The sequence below is a fragment of the Streptosporangium sp. NPDC002721 genome, assembly GCF_042888905.1.
Taxonomy (GTDB): domain Bacteria; phylum Actinomycetota; class Actinomycetes; order Streptosporangiales; family Streptosporangiaceae; genus Streptosporangium.
In genome coordinates this window covers 51,501-65,477 of the sequence record NZ_JBIAQI010000029.1, presented here as the reverse complement: position 1 = coordinate 65,477, position 13,977 = coordinate 51,501, and the positions used below count along the sequence as shown (strand labels likewise).

Sequence of the window (13,977 nt, the reverse complement as noted above, 5' to 3'; positions counted from 1 at the left end):
CAGCCCCCTATTCAGATGTGTGATGGCCTGCGGAAATGCGAAAGCCCCGGCCGTGACGGCTCGGGGCTTTCGGGAAGTGCGGAAGGTCAGGCGTCAGGTTCCGGGGCGGTGCTCGGCTCGCCGAGTTCACCCACATCGGCGTACAGGTCGGGGTTGAGCAGGTCAGCGGCCGGCACATCCTCCGCGTAGGCGTCGCGGTGGATCGCCCACACTTGCCCGCCCGCCCGCCGCCCGGCCGGGCCGGCGGCCTCGTTCGGCATGTAGCCCGCCGCCTCCAGGTCATCCGTCCACACATGGCCGAGCAGACGCCCGTCCTTGTCATGGAGCGGAGCCCGGCGGACCGGGCCGCGCGCGCCATCTCCGCGTCGTCGAACCGGTCGTCCTTGACGCCGTTGCGGCCCGTGCTGCGCAGCTGCGCGTTCATGAGCCCGTAGTCGGCGCCCTGGTAGCCGGAGAGGGCCTTGCGCTGGCCGGGGGTCAGCGACTTCTGGTAGCCGCTGTAGTGGCTGTCGAGCCACGCCTGATCCTTCGCGGGCGGGGGTGGGGGCGGCGGGGCGGTGGGCGCCTTCTTGGGCTTGGCCGTGGGCGTTTTCTTCGCGGCGGGCGCCTTCTTGGGCGCGGCAGGCTTGGCTGCGGCGGTCTTGCTGGCGGCGCCCGTCTTCGCTTTGCCCGCGGGCTTGGAAGTGCTGCTGCTGGGGCTGGGCCCGCCGGACCCGAACTTGCCGTCGCTGGCGCGCGGGTGGAGGTCCTCCCGCCAGACAGCGGCCTCCCAGAAGGTGCGCAGCTCTTCAAGGATCTGGTTGGCGTACACCGGCGGCACCTCCTCAGCGGCGAGAATCCGGGACGTTCGACGAGGCGGGGCACGGGGTGGCGAAGGTGGTGGCGCCGCCGAAATGGGCGTGCCAGGTGCCGGGGCCGCCGTCGGGGTCGTGGGCGACGCCCTGGTTGAAGAACAGCCCGGTCGGGTTGAGCACGCACAAGTCGAGCACCGCGGCGTCGAGGACCAGCTCGTCGTGGCGGAACGTGGTCGCCTCGCCGACAGCGGTAACGACGGCGGCCCGGCAGGCGGAGGGGTACGCCTGGCTGCCGTCCTCCCGGGGCGGGGTGCCGCGGGCGACGTAGTGGACGAACTCGCCGACGTACGGCACGGGGGTCTCCTACAGGTCGAGGGGCAGCGCTTCGGCGAGCAGCAGCACGGTGGCCCCGGCGGCGAGCAGGCACAGCGGCCAGGCCCGGGTGATGGCCGACCAGATCGCGGAAGCCAGGAAGCAAATCAGGGCGAGAAGCACTAAAACGGACATTGGATCTTCCTTCCGGATCAGGGCGAGACGTTACGGGTACGGGCGGTCTACGGTCGGCGGCGTGAACGGAATCATCGAGTGGATCAAGCAGTTCGACATCGACTTCGGCGACGGGCCCGCCTGGGTCGCTCTCGTGGTCTCCCTGGGCGCTTTCGCCGTCGCCTTGCGGGGCCTGAAGTGGCAGCGCAGGGCAGCGGAAGCCGGAGAGAAATCAGCTGACGCCGCAGTCCGCTCCGCAAACGCTGCGGAGAAGTCGGCCGCCTTCGCGGAACTCCCGGCATCCCAGAAGCAGAAGCCCGGAGCAGCCGCCGCTGGGAAGGTGTCATGGGATATTCAGCATGTAAGCGGCGCCCTGTATCTCCTGCGGAACACTGGCGACGACATCGCCACTGGGGTCACGGCGGATGCCAGCAAGATCGGTGGGATTCCTCGACAACTCCCCGAAGGTGCCGCGGTTCGGCCAAACGAGTCAGTGCAGTTCATGCTTGTCGACACCTGGCAGTCGCCTCTGGCCCACGAGCTCTGGTTGACCTGGGATGGGCAGGAAGAGCCGGTGGCCGTGCCGATCCCTCATCCTCGCTCTTGGTGATCAAACGCTAAGCGGGCGGCAGCGTGCGTTCGTCCGCGATTCGTTGAAGGTCGCGGACGGGCCGCACCCCACGCGAATCCCGCCACCCCGGCGTGGCCCGCAACTGGGACAGGTCCGCCCAGCCGACTCCCCCACCGTCAAGGAGCTCCAGGCGAGCCCGCCCCATGATCTTCTCCTGCTCCTCACGGGGCAGACCGGCGAACACCGCCTCGCCGGTCGGGAACTGGTCCGCGGGTTCGTCGATGTCGAAACCGAGCGCCGCCCACGACTTCGTCTTCGGCACCCGCGCGCACCGGCCGGACTGGTGGTCGATCGGACCTGGCACGGACATGGGGTGGACGGTGCCGTGCATCACCCAGCAGCTCGCGCACGTCCGGCCGCGGTCCTTCTTCAGCTCGGCGTGCCAGATCCAGCCGTCCAGGACGTCGCCGTGGTCGGCTTGGGAGGTTTCGGCGGCCGCCCGGTGGGCGTCGAGAACCTCGGTTCGGGCGATGTTCACGGCCCGCGCCATTCCGCCGTTGAACTGGCCCTCCACCCGCTTCACCATCCGGCCGGCCGCCGCCTTCGGGTTCTTGCCGAGCACGACGCCGCGCACCAGCTCCGCCTTCATCGCCTCGACCGCCTCGTCGGCGAGCGGCCAGGAGGAGGCGTGCACCTGCTCCGCCGTACGCCGCACGATCGTGTCGATCGCATCCTCACGCACCCGCCGGTGCCGGGCGGCCGCCGCCTGTGTGCTGCCGTACGGCAGCTGGGAGGCGACGAGCTCCCCCTGCGCCCGGCCCGCCGCGGTGGCAGCGTCCCGCGCCGCGGCGGCGGTGTCGGCCCGCAGGTCGACGGCCAGCCCCCGCATGGTGCGCGCCGCCAGATCAAGGGCGGTGATGGTGCGGCGGGCCCGCAGCACGTGGCCGCGGGCCGGCCACCGGGCGCCGCCGCTCGTGATGAGGTCGGCGATGGCAGCGACGAATTCGGCGGCGATCTCATCCCACGCCTTCACCCACGCGGTGACGATGCCGCGGGTGACGTCGTCGACGATGCGGTCGGTGCCGGCGCGGAGTTCGGCGACGAGGCGCAGCGTGTCGCGGGTGATCGCCACCTCTGTTCCTCCCCCGGGGTTACACGGCTCCGACCGGTTCAAGCTCCGGTTCGACGGGGAGCGGCTCTTCGGCGGGGGCGGGCTGGCCTCCGAACGCGGCGGCGGGGTCTTGGCCAGCGCGGAACTGGTCGGCGGCGGCTTGACCGACGCCGGGGGTTTCGGCGGCGAAGTTCCCGTTCTCGTCGGTGATCTTCGCGAGGATGCTGTCGACGTCCTTGACCTTGAACGTCTCCAAGATCATGCGGGCGATGACCAGGCGGGGCACCACCTGCGCGCCGTCCGCGGCGACGATCGCATCGATCAGTGCGCCGACGTCGATGTCGTCGATGTCAGGCCAGGAGATGTCGATGGTGGCGTCGAGATCGTCGGCGAGTTCCAGAGTCTCGCGGTTGTCGTAGGCGTCGTGGGTGATCGTGCCACGCCCATACAGCGGGCCCTCGGGGGCGCGGACCGCTTCGAGGAGGACGTGGGCGAGGATGGCGCGCTGCGCCTCCCCCCACACTCCGCGGCGCAGCTCCATGGTGCGCTCGGTCGGCGTGTCCAGCGTTTCGGCGGTGGCGCGGGCGCCGGTGACGCCCGGGTCGCCGAGGAGCATCGTGACTGGGACGTCCATGGCGCTGGCGGCCATGGCGGCGATCGGCCGGCCCGACTCGCTGTCGATGGTGGCGCCGGACTTGGGCACCGCCTCCAGGGCCATGTCGGGCGTCATGACCGCGGTCGCGCCGGCGTGCTGAGCGTCGCCGGTGAGCCGGTCCGTCGCGGGCCCGGCGGCCATGCGGGCCTTGGCAGCGGCCTGCCTGCTGCCGCGGGAGGTGAGTTTCCACGCGAACCGGCTCAGGCTCTTGACGAGCCGAGCCCAGTCCGTGAGGAACTCGCGGTAGGCGTTGGCCCAGTCCAGGGCGGCGTAGGCGTCGGGGATGCCGAATCGCCAGTGGGCGTGGCCGCCGACCTGCACGTGGTAGACGGGGGCGTCCCACATGATGTCGCCGACCGCGCCGTCCAGGTCCCGCATGGTGCGCGGGCGATGGGCGGGCCGGTAGCCGAGCGCCGGATAGAACGTGGTCTTCCGCTCCTGGATGCGGGCGCCGAGGATCGGATCAATGCGGTCCGCCCAGTAGTCGCGCCGGTAGAAGCGCGGCTCCGAGCCGTCCTCGCTGTTGGCGAGGATGTCGCTGATCTCGTCCCACGGCAGCTGCCGCACCTGGACGCGGCCGGTGCGCGGGTTGGTGAACAGCGCCAAGAAGACGTTGCCGTCGGTGCCCAGCGACCTTTCCAGCGTCTCGTGGGCCTGGTCGCCGGAGAAGCTGCGCCGGTTGCTGGGGTCGGCGAGGAACTTCTGGATCACGTCGTCGACCTCGGGCGCGCGGGCCGTGATGTTGACGCCCTGGCCCCACACGTAGGCGACACGCAGGCCGAGACCACGGCGGATCAACGGGTTCTTCAACGCCATGACCCGGCACACCAGCGTCATTTGCCTCAAGCCATCCCTGGTGAACTCTTCGTCGGCCAGGGTGGTCATGCGGCGCCAGTGGGGGTCCAGCAGCCGGTTCTGCAGGTCGCTGACGCTTTCGCGGAGGTGCTCGTTTTCGGCGCGTTCCTGCCGGATCACCTCGGCCAGCTCGGCTTGCCCGGTGACCCGGTACCAGGTCTGGGCGATCGGCAGGCCGACCGATTCGCGGAGGGCGTCGAGCACGCTCATGGTCGCCTCCTCAGTAGTCGCTGATCGCGTAGGCGTCGACTTCGTCGTCCAGGTCGGATGCGTCGAGGATGAGGGTGCCGGCGAGGATCGGGGCGAGCAGCATCCGGTTGATCGCTTGGGTGCAGGCGTCGACCTGGTCGTCGTGGCTGGCGTTCGGGAATCCGGCGTGCTCGTCGATGAACTCGCCAACCCAGGGGGCGATCTCGGGGGCGGGCAACCAGATGGATCCGGCTTCGACGAACGGGGTGACCGCGCGGGCTCGCGCCTCCTTGGATCCGTCAGGTTCGACGGGGATGAGGCCGGACACCTGCCTGCGGAGGCTGTTGATCACCGCCGTGCCGTTCGCCTTGTCCTCGACCAGCTTCAGCGTCGCCTGCGGCCATTTTGCGGCCATCTGGCGCAGCGACCGGCACGTTTCCACGAACGACAGCCGCTCGTGCACCTGGTCGAGGAGGAACAGCTCCAGCCCGTAGCGGGCCCACACCTGGCCGACCACGTAGTCGCTGGCGGCGGTGTCCTTGAACGCCATGTCCCAGCTCATGCAGACCTCGTCGGCGCCGGGCGCGATGTGCGCGCCATCCGGCCGGACAACCCAGCGGGGTGAGCTGTACTCCCGCCACCACTCGCGCAGGAAGATGTCACCGCTGGCGGGCGAGGGGCGGCCCTGGTAGAGGCTCGCCCAAGTGCGGGATCCGGAGCGGATCTTGATGGCTTCCCACTGCGCGCGGGTCCGGCCTCGGGCGGAGAGCATGAACTCGCCGGGTTCCCGGCCGAGCGGGTCCGTCTCCCCCTTGGCCGGGTCGTGGTCGGCTTGTGCGGGGATGTTCACGACCCGCCACAGGTGACCGTCCTCGGCCGCGAGGAGCCGCCCGGCGAGGTCGTCCTGGTGCCAGCGCGTGAGGATCAGCACGACGGGGGCGCCGGGGGCGAGCCGGGTGGAGGCGACGTCGGTCCACCAGTCCCACACGTTCTGCCGGTAGGTGGCCGAGTCGGCTTCGGACCGGTCCTTGATCGGGTCGTCGATGATCGTCAGATCGGAGGGGCGGCCGGTCAGTGCGGATCCGATACCGGCTGCGTAGACGCCTCCGAGGTGGCCGGCAAGCTGCCATTCGTGCTGGGCGGCGAGGTCGTCGCGGAGCCTCAGCCCCAAGACGTCCTCGTGGGTGAGGATCTTGTTGCGGACCGCCCGGCCGTTGCGGCGGGCCAGCGCCATGCCGTACGAGGCGACGATGATCCGCAGGTCCGGGTTTCGTACCAGCGCCCACACCGGGAAGATCTCAGCGACCCGGCTGCTTTTCCCCTCCTGGGGTGGGCAGCTCAGGATGAGGCGCCCATCGGGGGTATCGAACAGCCGCACCAGCTCGTCGTCGATGAGGTCGAGCGCAGCGGTCTGAACGGTCTTGTGGTCGAGCTCCTGGGCGAGATCGCCGGGGGTCGCCCAACGCCGCTTGGGCTGCTGGAACATGCGGGCGGCGTGAGCGAAGGCGAGGTCAACGGCCACCAGCTCACCCCCGCCGTCAGGTCATCGCGACAGGCCAGTCCCCTGCACGAAGGGGGCAATGGGCTCGAACTCCGGGTCGCTGACGACCTCGGTGACCCGCCCGACGAGGCGCTCGTACAGGCGGCGGTGCTCGCCGTACTGCTCGTCGCTGTTGGTCCCGAGGAGCGCGGTGACGGACATCTTCACAGAGTCGCGGCTCATTCGACGTCGCCGCTCGCGACGATGGTCAGCCCCGCTTCGTTGAGGTCGAGCAGGATGCCCTTCACCAGGGTTTCGACGTGGTCGGGCTCGGCGGCGAGCGTTTCGTCTCGCATGAGGGAATCCGTCAGGGCCTGCCGGGCGGTGAGCGGCACAAATATCGGGCCGCCGCCGGAGAGGACGACGAACTTCTGGGGGGCCTCGAAGAGGCTTGCGGAGGGCTGGCGCCCTCGGAGGCGGAACAGCTTCACGGCACCTCGCTCCCGGACGTTCAGGTGATCTGGATCGGGTCGCCTTCGAGGAGGGGGATCTCTGGGGTGGCAGTCACCTTCGCCCAAGGGATGAACGTCCCTGGTGAGGTGCTGAAATCCCACGGCGTCCCCGGCCCGATGAGGATCAGGATGGCGGTGTTGCCGTCAGCGTCCTCACCCCACGCTGCCGCCCCCCACGCGTCAGCGGCGGGGCGGACACCGTACGGCCGGACCTGAGCGACCACGGGAAGACCGTCCACCTCGACGTTGACGTCCACCACGATGTACACGTATTCGACGGTTTCACGCGGATACTGCTCCACACCCACCCCCATCTGGTCAGTGGCGGCCGGTACGGGCAGACCAAGGGCGACGGGACGTGGTCGCAGACCAGGCCCGGCGGGAAGAGGTGACGCGGATCATCAGGTCGCCCGTGGAGCTCTCGCCCGCAGCGGACACCGGGCGTGCCGTGTCGGCCTCTCCAGCCCTGCCGAGGGCGATGGTCTTAGCGAGGGTCAGCGGGCGGGCCGTAGTGGCCTCTGAGGCGCGGGTGAGCGTGATGCCCTGAGAGGTCTCAAGGGTGAACGTTCGCGCGGTGTCGGCCTCTACAGTGCGTCCCGGAGTGATGCTCTTGGAAAGCGTCACCAGCCGGGCGGAGTCAATACCTGTGACCCGGCCGAAGGAGACCGTCTTGGCCGCAGTGAGCGGTTGGGCGGTGGTGGTCTCCGTAGCCCTGCCCAGAGCGACGGTCTTGGAGATGCCCAGGGTGCGGGCGGAGTTGGTCTCCGTGGCCTGGGTGGGCGTGAACGCCTTGGAGACGGTCAGCGCCCTGCTGGTGCTGGTTTCGCCGGCGCGGCCGAGGTTGATGACCTGGCCGACCGCGACAGTAGACGCTGTGTCGGTCTCACCAGCTCGGCCCAGCGTGAGCGTTTTGGAGATGGTCAGCGGGCGGGCGGTGTTGGTTTCTGATGCCCGTCCGAGGGTGGAGGGGGCGCCCACGGTGACCGCGGAAGCAGTGTCTGCCTCTTCAGTGCGGCCGAGGGTGATCGTCTTGGCGAGGGTGAGCGCTGACGCCTCGTCTGCCTCAGTCGCGCGGCCGACCGTTAGAGCCTTGCCTGCGGTGAGCGGTCGCGCCTCGTCTGTCTCGCTCGCCCGGCCGATCGGCAACGACTTGCTGACGGTGAGCGGTCGTGCTTCGTCTGTCTCACCCGCACGACTGGCCGTCAGCGCCTTGGCTGGCGTGACCGTTCCCGCGGTGTTGACCTCCGAGGCGCGGCCGACGGCCAACGTCTTGGTTGTGGTCAGCGCCTGGGCGGTGCTGGTTTCGGTGGCGCGGCCCAGCGCAATGACCTGGCCAGTGGCCAGGGCGGAAGCCGTGTCGGTTTCGCCGGCCCGACTCAGGGTGAGGGTCTTGGTGACGGTGAGCGGGCGGGCGGTGTCAGCTTCGCTGGCGCGGCCCAAGCCCAGGATCTGGGTTTTGGTGACGGTGAGCGTGGCCGCGGTGTCGGTCTCCGCTGCCCGACCGATCGCCATGGTCTTGGAGACAGTCAGCGCTCGCGCCGTGTCCGCCTCGACGGCCTGGGCGAGGTTGACGGTGGTTCCACCGCCGCCGGACGCGGCCAGTAGTGCGACAGACGCGGTGACTACACCGGATGAGGCGACTGAACCCACCGAGTTCGGCGGAGTGACCGGGGAGCCAGAGGTGTTCGTGGTAGCGAGACCATCGTCGGCGACCTCGGTAATGGTGCCGCCAGACCCGGTCGCCGCTGATCCGGTGTCGCCGCGTTCGGTATACCCGGTGGGCGGGGTGATGTTCGTCGACCCGGTCGACTGGCGTTCCCCGAGAGCCGACAGGATCACACAGCCAGCCGACGTGGGGGTGACCGCAGGGTGGGCGTGCGAGGTGACCGCGGTCGAGGTTTCCTGCCGGAACGTGATCGCGTTGACGTAGCCCGAGGAGGCGCAACCCCGGTAGATGACCAGAACCGCGGACTGGCGGTTCGTGCCGTTCATGACCAAGCCGGTGTTGCCGGACTCGGAGCCGGTGCACACCTTGGACAGGACGCGGAACCTCAGGGAGCCCTGGGCGCTGTTCTGGCTACCTTCGAGGGTCCACCCGGCGGGGTCAGTGACGGTGTTGCCGCTGGAGGAGGACCAGAAGATGATCGCCACATCGCCCGAAGCCGGAGCGGAACCCCCGGCAGGCCAGGCGACATTCAGGGTGGCGGTGTTGGCGCCAGCGGTCGCACCGGAGACGTAGGAGATAGCCACGCGGTCGCCCTCCTGCGGGGAGGAGTGTTACGAGGCGCGGGCGAATCCGCCGGACGGGACGGTCACGGTCACGGTGGTGCCGTCCGTGGTGAGCGTGATGTCGTGGAACGTCAGCGGGATGACCGTGGTGTCATCCCCGCCAGTGGTGTCCGGGTCGTAGCAGACGACGAGCTTCGCAAGCGTGTTGTTGGAGGCACCGCCGAGGTTCGTGTAGACGAGGTCATCAGCGTCGATGTCGACCCGGTTGTTCGTGTCGTCCACCGTCACCGTCACCGACGAGAGCGTCTTGCGGGTGTAGTTCGTGGCGTCCGCCTCGTCGTTCGCGGCGGCCAGGAGAGCCGACAGGGTGTCGTGGTCAACGATGGTCCCGTCAGCCTCCAGCCCGGACGACTTGAGCAGAACGACGATCAGGGCATCGTTCGTGGCCGGTAGCCCCGCGTAGTAGGCGATCCGGCCTTTGGCAATGTTCGCGACGACGTCAGCCACCGCGGCCTCCTCTGTGAGAGCGAGAGGCCGCGCGGCCTCAAAATGGTGAGCAGGGTCAGGCGGAGCGGGTCAGGCGGCAGGCCCCGGCAGGAACGCGGGAGCCTCGCTGGCGGGGATGGTGGCGTGGACGGTCTCCACGGACCGGATGCGGACCGACTGCTGGTCGGCGCCGTGGCGGATCGTGTCGTTGCCGAGCTGATCCGTCTTGACCTCGACGAGGCGGCCGTCCTTGTCGCTGCGGTACACGCGCTTCTGGTCGTGGGTCGCGTGCGTCCAACCGTCCGGGCGGGCCTGGACGCTCTTATCGCGCAGCCACTCCGCGTACGTCAAGCCGCACGCCGGATCCCAGGAGGTAGGGGTGAGAGCCACAGCGACCTCCTCACAGCAAGGGGGAAATCAGATGTCGCGTTCGTAGAAGCTCCGCGTCTGGGCGAGCAGGCCGAGGATCTTGTAGTGGGGCAGGCTGCCGCCGGGCAGCGCGGTGAACATCTGGGTTTCGCCGGCCCGGTCGGGGTTCATGGAGACGGCGACGCCGGAGACGACGTAGTCGGAGATCAACTCATGATCCGGGGCGAGGCCGAACGCGGCGACGAACTCCTGAATGGCGGCCCGGAGCCGGGCGTCCGCTTCGTACTGCTCGACGGTCAACCGCATCCGGGCCTCCCGGGTGTCAGGCGGCGCGGGTTACGCGTTTGTCGCTGCCGGAGGTGGCGAGGGCGGCTTCGTAAGCGCGGGTTTCGGCGTCGTCGACGTCGTCGAGCTTGAAGAGGCGCAGACCAGGCTGGCTGCCGGGGATGGGGGCGAGGTAGCCGACGCGCACCCACCGGTCGATCGTCTTGGCAGTGACGCCTTTGATGGCGGCGGCCTGCTGGCGGGTCACGTACTCCTCGCCGTCAGGGCCAGTGAGAGTCGCAGGCATGGGCCCCCAGACATGCGAAAGCCCCGGGCGCTCGAAGCGCTGCCGGGGCACAAGTCTTCCGTCTGCGGGATGAGGTTAAACCCCAGTTCACCGGCTTGTCCAGCCGGAGGCGATCACAGCGGGTTCGGCGCCGATTCTCGCGCTCCTCTCGGGCCAGTAAGGATCGCCGCTCTACGCGGTCTTGCGCGGTCGACCGCCAGTACGCGGCTGCGGGCCTGGGGGTAGGGCAGGGACGCCGATCTCGCGCACTTTGCGGCGGATGTAGGCGGCACTGAAGGTGTAGCCGGCCTCGATCTGTTCGGGAGTCTTGCGCGCTTTGAGGTGGGCGGCGATGTCGTCGGGGGTGTGTCCGTCGCGTACGGCGGCTGCGAAGGCGTTGAAGAGGGCGGACTTGCGGTTGGCGGCGGTTTCTTCGGCGGCGGTCCATTCGTTGTCGGCTTGGTCGAGGTCGTCGAGGGTGCTCATGAAAAGAGGATACGAAACAGAGTTGCGGAACTCAAGTTCAACCAACTACGATACTGAGTATCGAAACGAAGCGCCGAAACCTGAAGGACGACATGACCACCTACGCCATCCGCTTCACCGCCCGCACCCTCCTCGGCACCCGCACCCGCACCACCACCTGCACCAGCAAGGCCCGCGCCGTCACCGCATTCACCGCCGCCTTCCACCGCCAGGCCAAGCAGAACATCGCCGACGCCGTCATCCTCGCCGAAGTTGCCCGCCCCAACCAGCTCATCGCCGACCTGGCCGACGCCGCGAAGGCTGACCGTCTCGCCAAGGCTGACCGCGCCGCCCGCCTCGCGGTCGCCGTCCTCGGTGATGGTCACACCGAGACCGCCGCCCTGCTGTTCCAGGAGGCGGTCGCCCTCCGCGCCGCCGCCTGAACGTCACGCGCACTGGCCCCCGCCTTCGGCAGGCGGGGGTTTTTCGCGTGTTACGACTCGTTGAGGCCGAAGAACTCGGCGACGGTGAGCAGCCTGTCGGCGTCGGAAACGTGGATGGGCAGCGTGCTGGGCACGATGTCGACGCCGCCGGCGCGCGGGAAAAAGACGGCGGGCCGGGGCGCGCTGAGGGGCGGAGGGGAGGTTTGCATGTCCCCTCCATTCTCCCAGACGGTCAGGAGGCTTTGACCTGGTCGTCGACCTGCTCGTTGTATTCGTCGAGGCGGAGGACACGCCCGCAGTTGGGTCGGCGGCAGCGGACGCTGTCGTCACCAGGCCGCCACTCCAACGTCTGCCCGCGGCACCAGTCGCAGCGAAGGTCTTTGCGGTGGACAACCACATCGGACGGGTCGTGGGTGACGAGGAGCGCGTGCCAGCGGTTGATTTCCTGGCCAAAGCCCAGGGCAAGGTCGGGGTGGCGGAGGATGCGTTCCGACCGCGCGACGAGCCAGGCGCAGCCGATGCTGATGGAGTCGGCGAGGCCGCCTTGGCGGGCTTGGGTGTCGATGCGGAGGTAGGTGGCGCGCCAGTCGCGGAGCCAGCCGTCGAACTCGTCGAGGTCTTCCACCGTCGGGGAGAGGCTGGCCCTGGTGTTGCTGCCGGAGACGCGCCCCCCCTGCTTTTGGGCGCGGTGGCCGTCGGCTTGTTGGGCGTAGACGCAGGCGGCGCCGTCCAGCTTCGACATCTTCGCTTTGAGGGCGTAGATGCAGGCGGGGTCGTACACCGGCTCACCGTAGACCGGCTGGAAGCGCGGCGACTCCGGGCGAGCGGGGTAGAGGAGCGGGGTGTGCCATGCGGCCAGGGCGGCGAGGTAGACGGTTTTCGCCTCCTCGTACTGGCGGACTTTGCGGCGGGCGCCGTTCATGCAGGGTCCTGCACACCAGCGGGTGGTGTCGTACATGTTGCCTCCCTGGTCGTACGCTTACGGGGAGGCTTGTGAGCCTGGTGGGGCTGGGGCGGCTTTCTGCTTGGGGCGGGGAGCCGCTTCCTGCTGTCAGGGGCGGGCGGAGAAACGCTCACAGCGGCGCGCGACGGGGGCGGAAAGTCGGGGCCGTTGCAGATGGTCGCGGCGCCCTGAGATTACGGGCCTTCGACGTGGCGGGCGGCGAACGCCCACACGGTGATCGCGTTGTTGATTGCCGCGCTGACGTGGCACGGATCGTCGTCCGGGCCGAGCCCGTACGCCTCGCGCAGCCGTTCCCGCTCCCGCTCCCCCTCGGCGTACAGGTCGGCGACAATCCGGGCCCGCTCGTCCGCACGCGCCTGCTCGACCTGCTGGCGGAGCCCGGCCATCTCCTCGTCGCGGATCGCGAGCACGACGTCGGCGAGATCAAACTCTGTCGCCCCGACGATCTGCGCCATACCGGAAAAGCCGTACGGGTCGGGGACGGCGCTGGCCTTGATGCGGGCGATGAGCGCGGCGGCGAGGCGCTGGCGGAGGTCGTCACCCATCGCCCTTCGCCTCCAACTGGGCGATCTGCTCGGAGAGATCCCTGTCCCGCTGGCCCGCCGTGTAGCCGGCTTCGCCCCCTTCATGCCGCACCCCGTCGAGGATCTGCCGCCACACGGAGACGCGTTCGTACGGGTCGGCGTCCGCCAGGGCGGCCAGCTTCCTCAGCACGGGGTCAAGGTCAGGCATCGCCGGTCTCCTTGGCGCCGTAGACCTCGAACAGGTGCCAGACCATGCCGTCCAGGCGGGCGGTGGTGCCGAACCACTTCGCCGACGCCGGGACGGGGTGGCCGGTGCCGAACACCTGGAAAGCGCGGGGAATCGCGAACTCGCCGTGGTGTTCGACCCAGAACTCGACGACGAGATCACCCCACATCCGGGCTGCGGCGACAGCGAGCGGGTTGCCTGTCAACGGGATCCAGTGCGTCTTGTCGTCTACGGGCACGACGTGGCGGTGGACGGTTTTGGTGGGCTCGGCCATCAGGTCTCCTTCGGGTAGGTGTCGCGGACGACTTGGGCGGCCCAGTTCGCGTCGTTGAGGAACCCGCCCCGCTCGTACCGGGGGCGCGGGTGGTCGCCGCTGGCGACGACACGTTCGATCTCAGCAGCGATGTGCTCAGCGATCACCGGGGCGGCAGCCTCCAACGCAACGCGGGCGAGCACCGTGTACGCCGCCATGAAGTCCTCCCCCTTGATCGCAGCGGCGGCTGCGCGCATGGCGGCATCAGGAATCTCAGGCACGTCAGGTCTCCTTCGGGTAGGCGGTGCGGGCGATGCGGGCGGCGTCCTGTCCGGCGTGAACTCCACGGAGTGCACGCGCGACTGGGGCAACCGCTTCAACCTCCGCCGGACAGCAGGCGGCCATCCACCCGCCAGCCCCGTCCGTACGGATCGGCGTGCCGGGCGGGTAGTAGGTGCCGCACCCTGAGCAGGCGTCGTCGACCAGGGCGGGCGCGGCCAGGTCGCCGGTGTTCGGCTCCCAGATCTCCGGCCACCCGCAGCCGGGGCATGAGCGTTGGGTGTGGGTGAGGAGCATCTGCTCAGCCCATAGGCTGTGAGAGATGTAGCCGGTCGGGTGCACGGTGTGCCGGGCCGCGTCCGGGCAGGCGGTGTCAGGCATCGGGCTTCTCCTCATCGGGTGGGGTGGACGCGGCGGCGAGAACGTCCGGCGGCGGGTCCACGGGTTCGAAGCGGGGCCTGGTGTCCGGCGCCCGCCAGCGGGTGACACGACGCCAGAAGCGCCTCGCGGCGCTTCCTCGGCCTGCTCGGCGCCGC

24 protein-coding genes are annotated in these 13,977 nt (G+C 69.5%); 2 read left to right on the top strand and 22 right to left on the bottom strand.

What is annotated here, in order from left to right; translation table 11 throughout:
• Positions 1 to 7 precede the first annotated feature (7 nt).
• From ACFYWM_RS35185 to ACFYWM_RS35175, 3 genes are read right to left on the bottom strand one after another with little or no spacing between them, the layout of a single operon-like run.
• Entirely contained in the window at positions 8 to 811 is an 804-nt protein-coding gene (locus tag ACFYWM_RS35185; RefSeq protein ID WP_389922977.1) for a hypothetical protein, read from the bottom strand.
• A gap of 13 nt (positions 812 to 824) precedes the next feature.
• Positions 825 to 1,148 (bottom strand): hypothetical protein, encoded by a 324-nt coding sequence (locus ACFYWM_RS35180; RefSeq protein WP_389922975.1) that lies wholly within the window; start codon positions 1,146 to 1,148, stop codon positions 825 to 827.
• A gap of 9 nt (positions 1,149 to 1,157) precedes the next feature.
• The gene (locus ACFYWM_RS35175; RefSeq protein WP_389922973.1) at positions 1,158 to 1,301 is read right to left on the bottom strand and encodes a hypothetical protein; all 144 of its coding nucleotides are present in this window, start codon (positions 1,299 to 1,301) and stop codon (positions 1,158 to 1,160) included.
• Between the two features lie 61 nt (positions 1,302 to 1,362).
• On the opposite strand from ACFYWM_RS35175, the gene ACFYWM_RS35170 reads away from it, so the two are divergent.
• On the top strand, positions 1,363 to 1,890 hold the full coding sequence (locus ACFYWM_RS35170) for a hypothetical protein (protein WP_389922970.1): 528 nt from the start codon (positions 1,363 to 1,365) through the stop codon (positions 1,888 to 1,890).
• A gap of 7 nt (positions 1,891 to 1,897) precedes the next feature.
• Here ACFYWM_RS35170 and ACFYWM_RS35165 read toward each other — a convergent pair whose 3' ends face one another.
• The 12 genes from ACFYWM_RS35165 to ACFYWM_RS35110 form a co-directional block, all read right to left on the bottom strand.
• Complete coding sequence (locus ACFYWM_RS35165) at positions 1,898 to 2,983, bottom strand: hypothetical protein (protein ID WP_389922967.1); 1,086 nt, start codon at positions 2,981 to 2,983, stop codon at positions 1,898 to 1,900.
• 19 nt (positions 2,984 to 3,002) lie between these two features.
• On the bottom strand, positions 3,003 to 4,682 hold the full coding sequence (locus tag ACFYWM_RS35160) for a hypothetical protein (protein WP_389922965.1): 1,680 nt from the start codon (positions 4,680 to 4,682) through the stop codon (positions 3,003 to 3,005).
• Positions 4,683 to 4,692: 10 nt separating this feature from the next.
• Positions 4,693 to 6,183, bottom strand: a complete 1,491-nt coding sequence (gene terL / locus ACFYWM_RS35155) for a phage terminase large subunit (protein ID WP_389922962.1) — start codon at positions 6,181 to 6,183, stop codon at positions 4,693 to 4,695.
• Positions 6,184 to 6,204: 21 nt separating this feature from the next.
• Entirely contained in the window at positions 6,205 to 6,363 is a 159-nt protein-coding gene (locus ACFYWM_RS35150; RefSeq protein WP_389922959.1) for a hypothetical protein, read from the bottom strand.
• Between the two features lie 17 nt (positions 6,364 to 6,380).
• Positions 6,381 to 6,632, bottom strand: a complete 252-nt coding sequence (locus ACFYWM_RS35145) for a hypothetical protein (protein WP_389922957.1) — start codon at positions 6,630 to 6,632, stop codon at positions 6,381 to 6,383.
• A gap of 20 nt (positions 6,633 to 6,652) precedes the next feature.
• Positions 6,653 to 6,955, bottom strand: coding sequence for a hypothetical protein (locus tag ACFYWM_RS35140; RefSeq protein ID WP_389922954.1), 303 nt, complete (start codon positions 6,953 to 6,955; stop codon positions 6,653 to 6,655).
• Positions 6,956 to 6,971: 16 nt separating this feature from the next.
• Positions 6,972 to 8,903: a hypothetical protein gene (locus tag ACFYWM_RS35135; protein ID WP_389922951.1), complete on the bottom strand. Its 1,932-nt coding sequence runs from the start codon at positions 8,901 to 8,903 to the stop codon at positions 6,972 to 6,974.
• A gap of 27 nt (positions 8,904 to 8,930) precedes the next feature.
• Positions 8,931 to 9,389 (bottom strand): hypothetical protein, encoded by a 459-nt coding sequence (locus tag ACFYWM_RS35130; protein ID WP_389922948.1) that lies wholly within the window; start codon positions 9,387 to 9,389, stop codon positions 8,931 to 8,933.
• Positions 9,390 to 9,458: 69 nt separating this feature from the next.
• On the bottom strand, positions 9,459 to 9,758 hold the full coding sequence (locus ACFYWM_RS35125) for a hypothetical protein (RefSeq protein WP_389922945.1): 300 nt from the start codon (positions 9,756 to 9,758) through the stop codon (positions 9,459 to 9,461).
• A gap of 27 nt (positions 9,759 to 9,785) precedes the next feature.
• On the bottom strand, positions 9,786 to 10,043 hold the full coding sequence (locus ACFYWM_RS35120; RefSeq protein ID WP_389922942.1) for a hypothetical protein: 258 nt from the start codon (positions 10,041 to 10,043) through the stop codon (positions 9,786 to 9,788).
• A 16-nt stretch (positions 10,044 to 10,059) separates the two neighbouring features.
• Complete coding sequence (locus tag ACFYWM_RS35115; RefSeq protein ID WP_389922939.1) at positions 10,060 to 10,269, bottom strand: hypothetical protein; 210 nt, start codon at positions 10,267 to 10,269, stop codon at positions 10,060 to 10,062.
• A gap of 210 nt (positions 10,270 to 10,479) precedes the next feature.
• Entirely contained in the window at positions 10,480 to 10,773 is a 294-nt protein-coding gene (locus tag ACFYWM_RS35110; protein WP_389922936.1) for a hypothetical protein, read from the bottom strand.
• Positions 10,774 to 10,865: 92 nt separating this feature from the next.
• Here ACFYWM_RS35110 and ACFYWM_RS35105 point away from each other — a divergent pair, with 92 nt between their 5' ends.
• Complete coding sequence (locus ACFYWM_RS35105; RefSeq protein WP_389922933.1) at positions 10,866 to 11,195, top strand: hypothetical protein; 330 nt, start codon at positions 10,866 to 10,868, stop codon at positions 11,193 to 11,195.
• A 50-nt stretch (positions 11,196 to 11,245) separates the two neighbouring features.
• On the opposite strand, the gene ACFYWM_RS35100 is transcribed toward ACFYWM_RS35105, so the two are convergent.
• The 7 genes from ACFYWM_RS35100 to ACFYWM_RS35070 form a co-directional block, all read right to left on the bottom strand.
• Positions 11,246 to 11,404, bottom strand: a complete 159-nt coding sequence (locus ACFYWM_RS35100; protein WP_389922930.1) for a hypothetical protein — start codon at positions 11,402 to 11,404, stop codon at positions 11,246 to 11,248.
• Positions 11,405 to 11,427: 23 nt separating this feature from the next.
• Positions 11,428 to 12,153, bottom strand: coding sequence for a hypothetical protein (locus ACFYWM_RS35095; RefSeq protein ID WP_389922927.1), 726 nt, complete (start codon positions 12,151 to 12,153; stop codon positions 11,428 to 11,430).
• Positions 12,154 to 12,332: 179 nt separating this feature from the next.
• Positions 12,333 to 12,704, bottom strand: coding sequence for a hypothetical protein (locus tag ACFYWM_RS35090; RefSeq protein WP_389922924.1), 372 nt, complete (start codon positions 12,702 to 12,704; stop codon positions 12,333 to 12,335).
• Positions 12,697 to 12,891 (bottom strand): hypothetical protein, encoded by a 195-nt coding sequence (locus ACFYWM_RS35085; protein ID WP_389922921.1) that lies wholly within the window; start codon positions 12,889 to 12,891, stop codon positions 12,697 to 12,699. The genes ACFYWM_RS35090 and ACFYWM_RS35085 overlap by 8 nt, the downstream gene beginning before the upstream one ends.
• A complete protein-coding gene (locus tag ACFYWM_RS35080) occupies positions 12,884 to 13,183 on the bottom strand; it encodes a hypothetical protein (protein ID WP_389922918.1) in 300 nt (99 codons plus the stop codon). The genes ACFYWM_RS35085 and ACFYWM_RS35080 overlap by 8 nt, the downstream gene beginning before the upstream one ends.
• Positions 13,183 to 13,443 (bottom strand): hypothetical protein, encoded by a 261-nt coding sequence (locus ACFYWM_RS35075; protein ID WP_389922916.1) that lies wholly within the window; start codon positions 13,441 to 13,443, stop codon positions 13,183 to 13,185. The genes ACFYWM_RS35080 and ACFYWM_RS35075 overlap by 1 nt, the downstream gene beginning before the upstream one ends.
• A gap of 1 nt (position 13,444) precedes the next feature.
• Positions 13,445 to 13,822, bottom strand: coding sequence for a hypothetical protein (locus ACFYWM_RS35070; RefSeq protein ID WP_389922913.1), 378 nt, complete (start codon positions 13,820 to 13,822; stop codon positions 13,445 to 13,447).
• Positions 13,823 to 13,977: the final 155 nt, after the last annotated feature.

Bases quoted from the DNA above. Each gene is read 5' to 3' on its own strand.
- ACFYWM_RS35175 (WP_389922973.1), bottom strand. From the start codon at position 1,301: ATGTCCGTTTTAGTGCTTCTCGCCCTGATTTGCTTCCTGGCTTCCGCG.
- ACFYWM_RS35160 (WP_389922965.1), bottom strand. From the start codon at position 4,682: ATGAGCGTGCTCGACGCCCTCCGCGAATCGGTCGGCCTGCCGATCGCC.
- ACFYWM_RS35150 (WP_389922959.1), bottom strand. From the start codon at position 6,363: ATGTCCGTCACCGCGCTCCTCGGGACCAACAGCGACGAGCAGTACGGC.
- ACFYWM_RS35120 (WP_389922942.1), bottom strand. From the start codon at position 10,043: ATGCGGTTGACCGTCGAGCAGTACGAAGCGGACGCCCGGCTCCGGGCC.
- ACFYWM_RS35110 (WP_389922936.1), bottom strand. From the start codon at position 10,773: ATGAGCACCCTCGACGACCTCGACCAAGCCGACAACGAATGGACCGCC.
- ACFYWM_RS35105 (WP_389922933.1), top strand. From the start codon at position 10,866: ATGACCACCTACGCCATCCGCTTCACCGCCCGCACCCTCCTCGGCACC.
- ACFYWM_RS35100 (WP_389922930.1), bottom strand. From the start codon at position 11,404: ATGCAAACCTCCCCTCCGCCCCTCAGCGCGCCCCGGCCCGCCGTCTTT.
- ACFYWM_RS35095 (WP_389922927.1), bottom strand. From the start codon at position 12,153: ATGTACGACACCACCCGCTGGTGTGCAGGACCCTGCATGAACGGCGCC.
- ACFYWM_RS35090 (WP_389922924.1), bottom strand. From the start codon at position 12,704: ATGGGTGACGACCTCCGCCAGCGCCTCGCCGCCGCGCTCATCGCCCGC.
- ACFYWM_RS35085 (WP_389922921.1), bottom strand. From the start codon at position 12,891: ATGCCTGACCTTGACCCCGTGCTGAGGAAGCTGGCCGCCCTGGCGGAC.
- ACFYWM_RS35080 (WP_389922918.1), bottom strand. From the start codon at position 13,183: ATGGCCGAGCCCACCAAAACCGTCCACCGCCACGTCGTGCCCGTAGAC.
- ACFYWM_RS35070 (WP_389922913.1), bottom strand. From the start codon at position 13,822: ATGCCTGACACCGCCTGCCCGGACGCGGCCCGGCACACCGTGCACCCG.